Consider the following 14710-nt stretch of genomic DNA (forward strand, 5'->3'; position numbering starts at 1 on the left):
CAAGAGCTTAGTATCAGCAATTCAGTGTCAGTATTAACTTGCCATCGTTGCGATACTAGTGAACATCTGACGCATGTAATCCGTCAGTACCGACAACATCCAGGGACCGGCAACGATCAGGGTGACAAAGATGCCAATGAGCTTGGGGATAAAAGACAAAGTCGTTTCATTAATTTGTGTCGCTGCCTGAAAAATACTGACAATCAGGCCGATTCCCAGAGCGACCAGTAGAAGCGGTGCCGATACCATTAAGGTGACTTCCATTGCCTGACGGCCGAGGGTCATGACGCTATCTGGTGACATACTGTGTTCCCTAACTAAATTTAATAAAACTCGACAACATGGGCCTGAGTTGCCTGCAGCGTTAAACGATATTGATCAAGCTCAGCAATTAACTTCGCCAATCAACTTCATAGGCAAGCAGAACGATGGTCGTCGCTAATAAAAACTCTGTGCCAGAGAACCGATCAGCAATTGCCAGCCATCGACCAGCACGAACAGCATCAATTTAAACGGCAATGACACAATCGACGGCGACACCATCATCATCCCCATCGACATCAATACGCTGGCGACCACCATATCGATAATCAGGAACGGGATGAAAATCGCAAAGCTGATCTGGAACGCTGTCTTTAGCTCACTGGTAATAAATGCCGGGATCAAAATGCGTAAAGACACATCTTCAGGTCCGCGCAACTCGGGTGTGTTGGATAACTTGACGTATAGCGCCAGATCGCTCTGGCGGGTTTGTTTCAGCATAAAGGCTTTAAGCGGTGCGGCACCTTTGTCCATGGCCTCGGACATCGACATTTTGTTTTCTGCAAAAGGCTGGTACGCCTCGGCATAAATTTTATCGAATACCGGTCCCATGACAAATAAGGTCAGAAATAAAGCGAGACCAACCATTACCTGATTCGGTGGTGCTGATTGCGTTCCCAGGGCCTGGCGTAACAAGGACAGGACGATAATGATGCGGGTAAAACTGGTCATCATTAACAAGATCGCCGGGATGAAGGACAGCGCCGTCAGAAATAACAGCGTCTGTATGCTTAGCGAATAGTTTTGACCGCCGCCTGCTGCCGGTGTCGAGGTAATCGCCGGTAAGCCGCCCGTGGTTTGTGCGTGTGCCTGCTCAGGAAAAATACATACCAGTATGAGCAAGATAAACATCAAGATCACCGGTGCTTGCAGAAAGTAGGGAGGACGCAAGTTATTCATACTAGTGGTTGGTGTACAGCGCATTATTCTGCTGCTTTATCTGCAGAGCGTTTATCCATTGTGCGGGCTAGCCAGTTGGCGAATGGGTTCGTTGCGGTATTACCTGAAGCGGATATCTCCGCTTGCGCTTGTTTTGGCATCGTCGACAGGGTCGTGATTTGTTGAGCAGTCACACCAACGACGATCCATTGATCTGCGACTTCGACGACCATGATACGTTCGCGATTTCCCACGTTCACACCACCGACGACCGTCACCGGCACTTTACTCGCGGCGGTAACAGGGCCAAGCCGTTTAAAAAACCAGGCAGCAAAGGCCATTAATGCAAGTACCGCGACCAGACCAAGAAAAATTTGTAGCAAGCCTGTAGTTGGTGAGATAGCGGCATTGTCGGCGGCAACCGCCAGGCTGCTTGATGTCAATAGCAGCGCAATACTGATACTTACACTGAGACTCAAACTCATAATCAAGTTCAGTGCAGTAATACTCTGTTTGCCAGGCGGTCTGCGCATTATTTATTCAGCTTACGGATGCGCTCAGCCGGTGTCACGATATCGGTCAGGCGAATACCAAATTTATCATTTACCACCACAACCTCACCCTGAGCAATCAGACAGCCATTGACTAGTACGTCCATCGGTTCACCTGCCAGGCCATCTAATTCAACCACCGAACCTTGTGCCAATTGCAGCAGGTTCTTGATTGCGATTTTGGTACGGCCTAATTCGACGGTCAGTTGTACCGGAATATCGAGAATGAAATCAATATCATTATGGGTTTCGGTCTGTGAACCTTTTCCGGAGAATTCTTTAAAGATAGCTGGTTCGGCAGCAGGTGTACTTGCCGCCGCGGCGGCAGCGGCAGCGTCGGCTTTTTCTTGTTCGGCAATCGCCGCACCCCAATCATCTTCACTGATCGGCGTATCGTTATTATCGTCCATGATTTTCTCCTTGCGTCGCCTCGTGCGCGACTTCGTTGACGCTGGAACTCAGCAGTTTTTCTACGCGCAACGCATATTGTCCATTGAACACACCGTATTTGCATTCCATGACGGGTGTGCCATCTACTTTTGCTGAAATAATATCCGGAACTGAGAGAGGGATGACATCACCTTCTTTCATATTCAAAATATCACCCAGCGTAATTTTTGTCGTACCCAGATCTGCCACGATCTCTACTTCCGCGATCTGGATTTGTTGTGTCATCAGACGCACCCAGCGCTTATCTACTTCCAGCGTTTCACCTTGCAGGCTGCTTGTCAGGATATCGCGTATCGGTTCTATCATCGAGTATGGCATGCACATATGTAGCTCACCGCTGACAGGACCTAATTCAATTGTGAACGTCGTGGACACCACAACCTCGTTTGGCGTCGCAATATTCGCGAACTGAGTGTTCATTTCAGAACGGATATATTCGAACTCGACGGGATAGACAGGTTCCCAAGATTTAGCATAGGTTTCGAAAATAATTTCCAGAATCCGTTGAATGATCCTTTGTTCTGTCTGTGTAAAATCGCGTCCCTCAACCCGGGTATGGAAACGGCCGTCACCACCAAATAAATTATCGACCAATAAGAAGACCAGTCCTGGATCCATGACAAATAAAGACGTCCCGCGCAAGGGTTTCATATGCGCGAGGTTCAGGTTGGTCGGCACCACCAGATTCCGGATAAATTCGCTATATTTAGATACTCTGACCGTGCCAACGGATACTTCAGCACTACGGCGCAAAAAATTAAATAGTCCGATACGTAATAAGCGGGCAAAACGTTCATTGATAATTTCCAGAGTCGGCATACGGCCGCGGACGATACGTTCTTGCGTAGCAAGATTGTAGGGGCGAACGCCAGAGGTATCCTCTTGCGATTGCGAGTCGTCCTGATCTCCCGTGACGCCTTTTAGCAGCGCATCGACTTCTTCCTGGGAGAGAAAATTATCAGACATGGTGTATGCAGATCCTTGGTATTGGCAAGATGGTTTGAGACTATTGAATTACGAATGAGGTGAAGAAAACGCCAGACAATTTTTGCGGCTCTCCTTTTGGTGAGAACGGTAATTTAACCTGGTCAACAATTTCTCCTGCCAATTGTTCTTTACCCTCAGAGGTCAGAATCTCGCTCGCCTGCTTGCTTGACAATAGCATTAACAGACGGCTACGCACCTGAGCGTTATTTGCCTTGATCAGATTTACTTGTTCTTCATCCTGAACTTGTAAAGTCATGGTGACTTGCAGATATTTATCACCATTTTCAGATTGCAAATTTACTGTAAAAGGCTCTAGTGCCAGGAATACGGGAGCTTTTGCCGGTTCAGCTTTGTGTTCTTTTTCTTTAGATGCGGCATTCTTTTTCGACAGGAAAATCGCAGCGCCACCGCCGACACCTGCCAGCACTAATACACCTGCCGCGATCATGATGATCAGCTTTTTCTTAGATTTGCCTGCGGGTGCGGCATTCGTTTCTGCTGCCTTCGCTGGTGCTTTAGACATTTTTTCCTCTCAAACGATGCACTTTGTTCATGCATCTATCATGTTTCACATTATCTGCAATAGTTGATCAATGACATCCAAGAAACAGAGGGCATATTCCCACTCATCTTTTCATTTCTCATAATCACCGGTATTGCCAGTTTAGTCAGATTGGTCTTGAGTGGCGTCTTTTAAATCGCGATTTTGAAGGGCTCGCCGCTTTGATTAGGGCCATCTTTCGATGGCATCTGATCATCGATAACATAACTGATATTGAAAGACCACTCTCAAGCTATTTTACATGCGAAAGATCTGCTTACAGAGGTGCACAGCGTATTTGCGACAGAATTATCCGTTCGCTTAGTGTTAGTAGGCGGATTGTCGGTTGTCGATTGCCGGGAAGTTCACGTCCCAGTTCAGCAGAGAAGTGGCAGAATTGTCTGCGTTTCCCTTTTGATCAGATAACGGCTTATTGCTCGGTGAAATCCTTGCCGGGACTAGGCAAAGGTATCGACACCACCGATTTTTGCCGTACTTCTTTTTACTATCGTTGTTGTCGCGCTGGACTCAGTCTCGTTATTCCCGTTTGTCTGACGTGAGGCGCTAAGGCTTGAGCGACTCTGACTTTCAGGCGGTTGATTATTTTGTTGTGAGGCCTGTGAATTAACCGAGAAGCCAGATAACTGTACGCCTGCATCACTCATCATTTGCTTTAATCTTGGTAATGCAGCCTCCAAGGCTTCCCGTACTTCCGGCTGAGCTGAACTGAAAGTTGCACTAGCCTGGTCGTTACTAACACTAAGGACAATTTGTAATGGTCCCAGGTCTGGTGGATTAAGGGTCAATTCGGCAGTCTGTTCGCCACCAGCGACCATCCAGACGACTTTTTGACCAACCGCCTGATCCCAGGCTGAACTGCCTACCCGTGGAGACAGATGCTCCGCGACCACGGTGCTGGCGACCTGGTTCGTGCTGATCGCTAATTGCTGGGCAAAATTATGTGATACCTGAGGAATTGCCGGCGCTGCATCCTGCATTTTTTCTAAGGAAGCATTTTTCTCTGTCACACTATTTTTAGCTGAGTCAGCCGCGAGTTGCGCTACTGTCTTCGGTGGATTTTTCTCGTTGGCAGAGAGTGCAGGTTCTGTCAGAGTCTCAGCTTTGTCTTTTGTTTTACCTTGGGCGAGCTGGTCATCTGCCAGCGTCAAACTGGTTTTATCTTCAGGCAAAATACTTTGCTTTAGCTCGGCCTGATTGTTTTCTCCCGTTTTTATCAGCGGGGCTGTACCGATTTTGCCAGCCGCTGTTAAGTTGGTGTCAGGTAGGTCTTTAGTATCGGTACGCAACTGCGCTGCCACGGCGCTGGATGTGTCGACGATAGCCAGAGCCGCATCATTTGTTTTGGCTTCATCTTTGACGCTAGTGTCGACTTTGGCCGTGTCAGTTGAAAATTGTCCGATATTGCCGACCAGTGCGATGAGCTGTGCATTATTTGTCTGCTCTGCGTTATCAGCTTTGTCGACATTGCTGTTGTCGTTCGCTGTCTGATCGCCGTCGTTATTGCTGCTAGTTTTGTTTTTATCGACTTTATTGTTGTCGTTACTTGCCGCGTCTGACTTTGTTGCTTGTGCGGTGTTGGATACCGGCGTTTGACTATTAGCAGGTTTATTTGCGTTACTGGTTGCAGGAGCAGCGTTTTTTTGCGGAGGTGTCGGTGCGTTTGTGGCTTCTTTTGGTTTTTGCTGAGTGATTTCTTTGTTCAGGAACTGATTAAATGAGGTACCTGAACTGGCACTGCTGGCGGCGTTATTCTGTTTGGCAGAATTAGAGGCAGAAGTCGAGATAGTATCAGTCGAGCTCGGAATAAGTGCTGTTTGCATATGGTCACCAACATTATCACTAAAAGAAAACTCATCTATCGGTCTGAGTACAAAATGGTCTGCTGACCTTATGTATTCTCATTCATTTACGTCGATGAACTGGTGCCCAGTCAAGACTTGTAAAAGTAACTTCTTGCTGCATGTTCATCAGTTTGTTTCTGGTCCAGCTTACTTTCCTTTTTTAGCACATCGGCTTGTGCTCGGTTGTGCAAAATGCCGTAAGAAAGTCGTTTCTTTTCACATTCCTGCCAAAGACTTCGTGCCTTACTGACGCGATATTCGGCGTCTTTGACAATTTTTCTTTGCCCGTCAACTGCGCTATCCAGCTTATATATAAACGACTGAAAATTCATATACTGTCCTGCACTCAATCCAGCCGCCGCACCATTCTGAAATCGCATGACGTAATCATCACGGTATTGTAATAGCAGCGCTAATTGCTTTTCTGTTTCCTCTAGAGCACGAATTGCCTTGCCTACATTTTTGGCCGCTTCATCGGTATCTTTTTCAGCCAGTTCAATTAGTGTGCTGATAGGAGATTTTTTCGTCATTTCAATCTAAGTATAGTGAAGATGAAGCGAAATCTAAGCGTTGAATAGAGCAGAAAGTCCCTGCAAGCTCTCGGTTATAGTCGATTTCTCAAGAATGTCTTGTTGTAAAAACGCGGTGATATGCGGATACAGTCGTATTGCCTCATCTAATAACGGGTCTGATCCCGCAGAATAGGCACCAACACTGATCAGGTCGCGACTCCGTTCATAGCGCGAGTATAGTTGCTTTAATTTTCTGGCGAGTTTTTGATGTTCTGACGACGTAATACTGTGCATTGCACGGCTGATGGATTGCTCAATATCAATCGCAGGGTAGTGACCGCTCTCGGCAAGAGTGCGGTTGAGAACAATGTGGCCGTCCAGAATCGCGCGGGCGGCATCAGCGATCGGATCTTGCTGATCATCGCCCTCGGTCAGCACTGTATAAAACGCAGTGATGGAACCGCCTCCCTCAATGCCATTACCGGCGCGCTCTACTAGAATCGGTAACTTGGCGAAGACGGATGGGGGGTAACCTTTGGTCGCAGGTGGCTCGCCGATCGCCAGCGCGATTTCGCGCTGCGCCATGGCGTAGCGGGTCAGTGAGTCCATGATCAGCAAGACGCTTTTACCCTGATCTCTGAAATATTCTGCAATCGTCGTCGCGTAGGCCGCTCCTTGCAGGCGTAAGAGTGGCGGTGCATCAGCTGGTGCTGCGACGACTACGGCCCTTGCAAGACCTTCCTCTCCCAGAATTTGCTCAATAAATTCTTTGACTTCGCGACCACGTTCACCAATCAGGCCAACCACGATGACATCCGCCGTGGTGTAGCGCGCCATCATGCCTAGCAAGACACTTTTACCCACGCCAGAGCCTGCAAACAAACCTAGGCGTTGACCTCGGCCTACACTCAGCATGCTATTAATAGCACGCACCCCGACATCCAGTGTGTCAACAATTGGAGCACGTAATAAAGGATTATAGATACGCGACCCTAACGGCGCTGATTCTGTTGCCATCAGCGGACCAAGTGAATCTAAGGGTTTGCCGTTACCATCTAGCACGCGGCCAAGTAATTCATAGCCGACTGGCAAATGTCTGGTGCGATCGCTGGGGCGTCTGCGAGGATGTTTGCTATTTCCGAGAAACAGAGTCTCTTCTGCATAAACAGGCGTGCCTGGTGTTACGCCACCAAGGTCGCTGTGTGGCATTAAAAAGAGGCGATCGCCGTCAAATCCGACGACTTCTGCATCAATGGTCGAGCCGCTTTGTAAATGCACACTGCAAGCGCTGCCAACGGGTAATTTCAATCCAACAGCCTCCATGACCAAGCCTGTGACTTTAGTCACTCTGCCTGCTGATAGCATCGGCTGTACATGAGCAAGCTGATCTTTGCTGTTGTCGATTAGTTTTTGCCAGGAATCGGATAGTGGAGGGCGCATAGTATCTATGATACGGCCATTACGGCATGGACTTTTTGACGGCTTCAGCAATACGGCGCCAGCGCGTTTCTACTGTCGCGTCAATCAGATTTTGAGCGGTTTCAATCTTGCATCCACCTCGCTCAATATGATTGTCTGTGTGAATACGCCATCCTGCGTTGATGAGTTCATCTCCGGCACGGAGTTTGAGAATTTCTGCGTCGGCAGGATGGACAAAAATTTGTGCTGGTTGCTGCATAGAGGGAAGGGAGTCAATCGCCTCTCTGACAATAGGAAGAATTACTTCAGGATCAATGTCGATGCGGGTTTTGAGCATACGCTCGGCGAGCTCCAGAGCCAAGCCAAGTAGTTCCGAGCCCATTACGGCACTTGCGGTATTGATTTGTTCCGATACGTTTTCCATTAATGACTGAAGCTGGATTACTTCGGTCTCTATCAAGGTTTTTGTATCAGCGTAAGCAGCATCTTTGCCTTCTTGCAGTCCGCTGATATATCCTTCTTTGTAGCCATTTGCGTAGCCGTCTTTATGTGAGCTTTCTTTCAGTCGCTGAATTTCTTCCAGATTAATTTTTTCAGCCAGAGTTGATGCCACTTTTTTTTCGGCTTGATGGGAAGGGCGATCATCACCAAAGGATGCCATTTCCCAGCGTTGGAAAGGGGAGAGACTTCCTTTAGAAATGACGCTAGACATACGCGTCCTCGCCTTTGGCTCCCAACATGATCTGACCTTCGTCTGCCAGGCGTCGTACGATCAGCAGAATTTGTTTTTGTTGCGCCTCTACTTCAGATAAGCGTACTGGACCTTTTGACTCCAGATCCTCGCGCATCATTTCGGCAGCGCGCTGAGACATATTTTTAAAGATTTTTTCGCGCATATCAGGATTAGCACCTTTCAATGCGACGATGAGTGAGTCTGACTGTACTTCACGCAGAAGAAGCTGGATTCCTTTGTCATCAATTTCCAGGATGTTATCAAAGACGAACATTTCATCCATGATTTTCTCTGCCATATCACCATCGTATTTACGTAAATTCTCCATGACTGAGGCTTCATTGTCACCGCTCATGAAGTTAAGAATTTCTGCTGCGGCACGGACGCCGCCGATAGATTTTTTCTTCAGACTTTCGTTGCCAGTCAGTAGTTTTGTCAGTACATCATTTAATTCACGCAGGGCAGTTGGCTGAATACCATCGAGCGTCGCAATACGTAATACGACGTCGTTACGTAATCGTTCTGTAAACTGATTCAGAATCTCACATGCCTGATCGCTTTCCAGATGTACGAGAATTGTGGCTACGATTTGCGGATGTTCATTTTTGATCAGGTCAGCTACCGATGGGGAGTCCATCCATTTCAGACTCTCGATTCCGCTGGCATCTTTGCCACCCAAAATACGATTCAGCAGAGAGGAGGCTTTGTCATCGCCAAGGGCTTTGGTCAAGACATTGCGAATGTATTCGTCAGAATCCAGTCCTACTGAGGAGCTCAGATCCGCTGCTGCCCTGAATTGCTCAAGAACTTTAGCAATATTTTCATGCGGAATAGCGCCGATGGTTGCCATCGCCGCACCAATTTTTTGCACTTCTCTCGGGCCAAGGTATTTCATCACCTCTGCCGCGCCGTCTTCCCCCAGCGCCAGCATCAGAGTAGCCGCTTTTTGTACGCCTTCGTCACTCATTACTCACCCATGTCTTGATTACGTTTGCTACGATTTTCGGATCCGTGCTTGCCAATTGTTTGGCCAGGTCCAAATTCGATTCATATCCTGTCGATGCTTTAATGATATTGCCGTCTGCATCTTTGGATAAATTGACTATAGCAGCTTCCTCTTCTTCCTCTTCTTTTTGTTTAGCCAGGGCTTTTTCATTTTCTATTGCCAGCTCTTCTTCTTCCTCACGTTTTTTGGTTTTTTCGTCTTTGCCCATCATTTTGTATAGCATAGGACGCAGATAACCAAAAAACAGATAGGCAAGGGCGATTGCCGTGAGCAGGTATTTACCCGCCTCTTTTGCCATCTGGATGCTGTCTGGTTGTTTCCAGATCGGTATATCTACTATAGATTCTTTTTCTGGACCGGCAAATGGGCTGTTGACAACATTCAGCGTATCGCCACGCTCTTTGTTGAACCCCATGGCCTCTCTGATCAGATCAGTTAGCTGGTTTTTTTCTACATCGGTGAGCGCTCTGGTTGTGACTTTGCCGTTCTTGTCTGTTTCTGATTTGTAGTTAATCACGACCGCGACGGACAGACGTTTTACGCCGCCCATAGCCTGCTGTGTATAGCGTATGGTTTTATCGACTTCGTAATTCACGGTGGAGTCTTTTTGCACCAGACCTGCATTCGATGCGCCTGTGCTTTGAACTGCTGCACCGTTGGCAACGATTGGTGCTGTGGCAGGTACGGGCGGCTGATTGCTCAAGGAGCCTGGAATGCCAGATGCGTTAGCTGTTTTGTTATAGCTTTCGCTGGATTGCTGACTTCGTATCGTTGAGGCTTCTGGCGGAGAGTTGGGGCGATAACTTTCAGCAGCTTGCTCACTGCGCGAAAAATCAATATCAGCAGTTGCTTCCGCTCTGACATTGTTGGTGCCGACGATGGGCGAGACGATGGATTCTATGCGTTTGATAATATTTTGCTGGAAATCCTGTACGTATTTGAGTTGTGCCGGATCAAGCGTGTTGTTGCCCATCTGTTTTGTCGGGTCGGATAGCAGATTGCCATTTTGATCGACAATGGTGACGTTTTTGACGTTCAATTCAGGCACGCTACTGGCGACCAGATGTAAGATTGCGCCGACTTGCTGCTGATCGAGATTGCGGCCCGGATAAAGATTCAGTAGCACGGACGCTGTAGGTTTTTGCTGGTCGCGGATGAATACAGACGATTTAGGAATAGCTAAATGCACTCGGGCTGCCTGTACCGAAGAGACTGCTTGAATAGAGCGCGCTAACTCACCTTCGAGCGCGCGTTGGAAGTTGACTTGCTCCAAAAATTGGGAGATACCGAGTTTTTGGTTTTCCATCAGCTCAAAACCGACATTGCCGCCTTTGGGCAATCCCTGAGATGCTAGTTTTAATCTGGCGTCATGAACCTGATTTGCCGGAACTAAAATCGCACTACCACCCTCAGAATATTTATACGGAATATTCATTTGCTGTAAGGATGCAACAATGGCACCACCGTCTCTGTCATTGAAATTTGAGAACAGGACTTTGTAGTCTGGCGTCTGACTCCATAGCCATATGCCAACCATAATAGCGAGCGTAATAGCTGCACCGACACCCAGTATGATGTTTCTCAGACCTGGTGTCTGCGGAAAACCCAAAAAGGTAGGTAAGTCCGATCCTGGCGCAGTCAGAACCGCTTCGTTAGCTGTTGCCATGGTCAACCTCGTGTCGGGATGTCGTCAATTCATCGTGTTGCATATTAAATCCATGTTGGGTTTTTTCCTTGATACTGATTGTGATGCGATTTTTAAAAATCAATCCAAGGAAAAAGACATATTTTGTCGCTCTTATCAACGCTATGTTCTTGTTGGTGGCTGCTAAGGTAGCGCAATGGCTTATTGCGACTGAATCGGAGCAAAATATGAAATTAGGCGGAATTGACAATAGTCAGATCAATGCCATGGTGGCACAGCTTAAAGCGGCGGCAGCTCGTATGGAGTCGGCGGTACCGATCGCAGCTAGTGGCGTTGGTGGTATTAACGGTGAGGCGACAGCACCGGCAAAATTAGATTTTGCGGATGCATTAAAAGCTTCATTGGATCAGGTAAATACTGTACAGACGACTTCACAGGAGCTGGGAAAGAAATTCGCTCTAGGTGATGATAAGGTCAGTTTGTCCGACGTGATGATATCGATGCAGAAAGCCAATATCTCATTTCAAACAACAGTACAGGTCAGGAATAAACTGGTGTCTGCTTATCATGACATCATGAATATGCAAATATAGAAATTTTTTATACAGTACCGGAATCCGTACCAACAGGAATATACCTGTCCAAATCAGATTGAAACAATACTCTTAGTGTGTCTTAGCTATTGCCAACTCGTCTAAGGGTAAAACCGCTTATCGTATTCCGGTCAGCTTGGAGTTGCGCTCTCTCTCCAGCTTCATAATATAGCGCTGAATACTGGCCAGAACCGTGCTGGACAAGTTCAGGAATTGACAGCCAAGGCGACGATTCGTTTTGCCATTCAGCAGTATCAAATCCTGCGCATTTCTGATTTGCAGGTCGACATCGATTAAACCGATTCCCGGGAAGTCTATTTTGCAATGTTCGTAGGTTGTTCCGATATTACTATCGAGGAGTTTTTTTTCATCCAAAATAGCAATGCCACCGCAACTGATATCAACCAGTGAAAATTTGACAGTCTGGGACATGCCTTCATCTTCAACAAAAATCATGCATCGAATAGGATTCGATAGCGGCGTGTTAATCCGGTAATACTCACGACGCTGCAGGCGGATGACATTTGTTGGCATTCCGAGTTGTAAAGCCGGGCGATTATCAAATGTAGCTCTTTGAACACCTGAAGACGAGAACTGAATACTGATACGGTCCAGCAAACCTTCAAAAGAAACTCTGGGTGCCTCAACAATACGTTGATTCGCAAGTTGTCCAGGTGCGCTATCGATAATTAAACTGTTATTTCCGTCGTCAACTTCCAGGATCGATGTAATAAATACTTCCGAACCTCCATTAATCATCATACTAATTAATTGGTTGCTTTCTTTCAGTCCTCGCAGCAAGGCAATAATCTCGCGACGTGAGTCAACTTGATAAGGACTTTGATTCTCAGTACCTAGCACCGGAGGAGAAGATTGCATGTTTTTAGTATGATTTTGATTTGGGAAGTGACAGTTATTTTTTCTGATCGAGATATATCGTCCGTGTCTCCGACTTCTCAGATTCTATATGGTAAAGCCAAGCGAGCAGTTCTGCAACCGCTCTATATAGCGCTGGTGGAATATCTTTGTCCAGTTCTACCTGCATTAGGAGAGACACCAATTCTTTTGACTGATGGACAAAAACACCATGTTCCTTGGCTCTGGCGATAATTTGCTCTGCAATCAGCCCTTTTCCTTTTGCGACTACCCGTGGTGCTGAGTCACCGTTCTGATAGGCGAGCGCTACCGCATTTTGTAATGTTGGCTTAGGTGTTGTCATCTTGTTTGACTGATATGGCATCTAAAGAGGTGCCTGCGCTTTTTAATGAATCGGCTAATTGGGCGGTGTAAGTCTTTAAAAGCTCGGCAGTATCTGACTGACTGGTGCGTACATAAAGCTGAATATGCTCACCTCGCAAATGGATCGTTGCTGAGACTGCGCCCAAATGAGGCAATTCAAAACGGACGGTGCTTTGCCATGCGTTATCGCTTTCTGCTGCGGGACCATTTTGTTCTTGTTGATCTCGTACAATTTCCCACTGCATGGGTAAATTGGGTAAGAGATTTCCTTGCCAGACGATTTTTTGCTGCTCTAGTGCATCCAGTTGCAAATGGATTAACTGGGTAAGCTCTGTGCTGACAACAGGCTTACCGGAGACTGAGACGAGTTGATCATCAGGGCTGGTTTGGGCGGTTTCTTCGATTTGAAATGATTGTAAGGCCTGTGGTTCTCGTCGTATATCTGCAGCGGTGAGTTTGCCTTCCGCTAGGTCGGCTAAATGAGATTCGTAAAACAGCCCGCTTGAGGAAATCGTTTTTTGCAGTTGAGCAGATAAGTCAACTGGCGATTTTAGTATGTCGCTATGCTCAGCAAGTGGTCTTGTTCCGATCAGGCTATTGGCAGTGCCTTTTTCCTGAGCAAGATGCAGAATGCTGTCGATAAGTTTCGCTGTCTGGCTAATTGTAGTGGGGGTACTTGTTGATGCTGCCAGATCCGACGATATTTTTTGCGGGAGATTACCTGCTTTGGATAAGTCTGCTGAAATTGTTTCAGCATGACTGCTTGTCATGTCGAGAAGGGTTTGTCCAAGTAGCGCTTGTTTGGGGAAGGTAGCGATAACAGTCTGATTACTTTCACCAAGCAAAAAGGTAGGGCGGGGATCGACTGTGAGTAACTTTAAATTAAGCAGATCGCCTGCCTTACTATCAGCAGGGAGATTCATTTTTGCAGTTGTTCCTGCAATTCTCACTAAGAAGCTGCCATCATTTAACCGGGAAAGTACTTCGCCTTGTACTTGGCGGCCAATAACCAGTTGAGATAATTTACTGACGGCCTCTTGTTTGGCTTCCCCAAGAGAGGCAACAGCAGACGGCGCTTCGATAGCAGCAACGGGCCTTAGCAAATTATCGACCCTTGGCAACATCAGTGTTTACCTTAAAAATTAGCTTGAGCCGTAAGTTCGCGTTAGCTTACGATGTGATTCTGAACTGCGCATGACGTTTGCGAGTTGCGCCATCCAGGGTTCAGTTAAGTTACGAATTTCCTTATCATCAGCGAGGATTTTTCTGATGATCTGAATTTTTCTACTTCTTAAATCAGGTGACAGTTCTTGCTCAACCTCACGGATTCGAAGAATCTGTACTTGAGAGGTGCAGTCACTTTCTAACTTGGACAAAAGATCCCAGTCGCCATTGCGTGCAGCACTTAGCATTTGATCGGTAATTGTTGCGACATTCTCGTATATCGAGATCATTTCCATGCTATCCATCATCAATCAAGCCTCAAGAAATTTAGCAGAACGTGGTGCGAGTGCATCAGTATTTAATACAGGTGGTTCGACGGTAGAGGCCGTAGTTGGGGCAATCGCTTCCCAGGAACTGCGTAGATCTTTTAACAGATTTTGTACTTCAAGCAAAAGTTCGGCCTGATTATTCAAATTTGCAAGAATTAAACGTGTATTCATGTACTCGTATAAGGCATCCAGGCTGACCGCAATATCACCCCCAGATTTCTTATCGAGACTTGCACGTAAGCCATTGTCAATGATCGAGATCGCTTTTGAGATTGACTTCCCTTTGGCCGCAATCTCACCAGCATTCAGATGCTGGATCGCATTGCCAATCGAGACAATTGCGCCATCGAACAGCATGACAATTAATTTGTGCGGACTAGCGGCAATGACTCCAGTTTCAATACCGACTTTTGCGTAGGCATTGGCACCGTTCATTTGAGATGAGCCAAACATGTATTTCTCCCGTAATTTTTATTTCA

18 protein-coding genes are annotated in these 14710 nt (G+C 46.9%); 1 reads left to right on the forward strand and 17 read right to left on the reverse strand.

Annotated features, from left to right (window positions below; translation table 11 throughout):
• Positions 1-33 precede the first annotated feature (33 nt).
• The 12 genes from fliQ to fliF form a co-directional block, all read right to left on the reverse strand.
• Entirely contained in the window at positions 34-303 is a 270-nt protein-coding gene (gene fliQ, locus ACO0K3_RS09300; RefSeq protein WP_422958112.1) for a flagellar biosynthesis protein FliQ, read from the reverse strand.
• Between the two features lie 135 nt (positions 304-438).
• On the reverse strand, positions 439-1173 hold the full coding sequence (gene fliP / locus ACO0K3_RS09305) for a flagellar type III secretion system pore protein FliP (RefSeq protein ID WP_422984055.1): 735 nt from the start codon (positions 1171-1173) through the stop codon (positions 439-441).
• Between the two features lie 71 nt (positions 1174-1244).
• Positions 1245-1685: a flagellar biosynthetic protein FliO gene (gene fliO / locus ACO0K3_RS09310; RefSeq protein WP_422983909.1), complete on the reverse strand. Its 441-nt coding sequence runs from the start codon at positions 1683-1685 to the stop codon at positions 1245-1247.
• Positions 1686-1732: 47 nt separating this feature from the next.
• Complete coding sequence (fliN, locus tag ACO0K3_RS09315) at positions 1733-2161, reverse strand: flagellar motor switch protein FliN (protein WP_422958114.1); 429 nt, start codon at positions 2159-2161, stop codon at positions 1733-1735.
• Positions 2151-3167 carry a flagellar motor switch protein FliM gene (gene fliM, locus ACO0K3_RS09320; protein ID WP_422958598.1) on the reverse strand — a complete coding sequence of 339 codons (1017 nt, stop codon included), beginning with the start codon at positions 3165-3167 and terminating at the stop codon, positions 2151-2153. Before fliM ends, fliN begins: the two co-directional genes overlap by 11 nt.
• Positions 3168-3207: 40 nt before the next feature.
• Positions 3208-3711, reverse strand: coding sequence for a flagellar basal body-associated protein FliL (gene fliL / locus ACO0K3_RS09325; RefSeq protein WP_422983911.1), 504 nt, complete (start codon positions 3709-3711; stop codon positions 3208-3210).
• A gap of 476 nt (positions 3712-4187) precedes the next feature.
• The gene (locus tag ACO0K3_RS09330) at positions 4188-5570 is read right to left on the reverse strand and encodes a flagellar hook-length control protein FliK (protein WP_422983913.1); all 1383 of its coding nucleotides are present in this window, start codon (positions 5568-5570) and stop codon (positions 4188-4190) included.
• Positions 5571-5680: 110 nt separating this feature from the next.
• The gene (gene fliJ / locus ACO0K3_RS09335) at positions 5681-6121 is read right to left on the reverse strand and encodes a flagellar export protein FliJ (protein ID WP_422983915.1); all 441 of its coding nucleotides are present in this window, start codon (positions 6119-6121) and stop codon (positions 5681-5683) included.
• A 33-nt stretch (positions 6122-6154) separates the two neighbouring features.
• Complete coding sequence (fliI, locus tag ACO0K3_RS09340; protein WP_422984057.1) at positions 6155-7468, reverse strand: flagellar protein export ATPase FliI; 1314 nt, start codon at positions 7466-7468, stop codon at positions 6155-6157.
• 94 nt (positions 7469-7562) lie between these two features.
• Positions 7563-8234, reverse strand: coding sequence for a flagellar assembly protein FliH (locus ACO0K3_RS09345; RefSeq protein ID WP_422983917.1), 672 nt, complete (start codon positions 8232-8234; stop codon positions 7563-7565).
• Positions 8227-9222, reverse strand: coding sequence for a flagellar motor switch protein FliG (gene fliG / locus ACO0K3_RS09350; protein ID WP_422958593.1), 996 nt, complete (start codon positions 9220-9222; stop codon positions 8227-8229). Before fliG ends, ACO0K3_RS09345 begins: the two co-directional genes overlap by 8 nt.
• Positions 9215-10927 (reverse strand): flagellar basal-body MS-ring/collar protein FliF, encoded by a 1713-nt coding sequence (gene fliF, locus ACO0K3_RS09355; protein ID WP_422983919.1) that lies wholly within the window; start codon positions 10925-10927, stop codon positions 9215-9217. The genes fliG and fliF overlap by 8 nt, the downstream gene beginning before the upstream one ends.
• A 206-nt stretch (positions 10928-11133) precedes the next feature.
• Here fliF and fliE point away from each other — a divergent pair, with 206 nt between their 5' ends.
• Complete coding sequence (gene fliE / locus ACO0K3_RS09360; protein ID WP_422983921.1) at positions 11134-11499, forward strand: flagellar hook-basal body complex protein FliE; 366 nt, start codon at positions 11134-11136, stop codon at positions 11497-11499.
• Between the two features lie 117 nt (positions 11500-11616).
• Here fliE and ACO0K3_RS09365 read toward each other — a convergent pair whose 3' ends face one another.
• The 5 genes from ACO0K3_RS09365 to fliS are packed head-to-tail and all read right to left on the reverse strand — an operon-like array spanning position 11617 to position 14684.
• Positions 11617-12378: a flagellar brake protein gene (locus ACO0K3_RS09365; protein WP_422983923.1), complete on the reverse strand. Its 762-nt coding sequence runs from the start codon at positions 12376-12378 to the stop codon at positions 11617-11619.
• Between the two features lie 34 nt (positions 12379-12412).
• The gene (locus ACO0K3_RS09370) at positions 12413-12718 is read right to left on the reverse strand and encodes an EscU/YscU/HrcU family type III secretion system export apparatus switch protein (protein WP_422983925.1); all 306 of its coding nucleotides are present in this window, start codon (positions 12716-12718) and stop codon (positions 12413-12415) included.
• Entirely contained in the window at positions 12705-13841 is a 1137-nt protein-coding gene (locus ACO0K3_RS09375; protein ID WP_422983927.1) for a flagellar hook-length control protein FliK, read from the reverse strand. Before ACO0K3_RS09375 ends, ACO0K3_RS09370 begins: the two co-directional genes overlap by 14 nt.
• Before the next feature lie 39 nt (positions 13842-13880).
• Positions 13881-14198 carry a flagellar protein FliT gene (locus ACO0K3_RS09380; protein WP_422983929.1) on the reverse strand — a complete coding sequence of 106 codons (318 nt, stop codon included), beginning with the start codon at positions 14196-14198 and terminating at the stop codon, positions 13881-13883.
• A 15-nt stretch (positions 14199-14213) separates the two neighbouring features.
• A complete protein-coding gene (fliS, locus tag ACO0K3_RS09385) occupies positions 14214-14684 on the reverse strand; it encodes a flagellar export chaperone FliS (RefSeq protein ID WP_422983931.1) in 471 nt (156 codons plus the stop codon).
• Positions 14685-14710 lie beyond the last annotated feature (26 nt).

The sequence above is a fragment of the Undibacterium sp. Rencai35W genome, from assembly GCF_049340185.1.
Classification (GTDB): Bacteria; Pseudomonadota; Gammaproteobacteria; order Burkholderiales; family Burkholderiaceae_D; genus Undibacterium.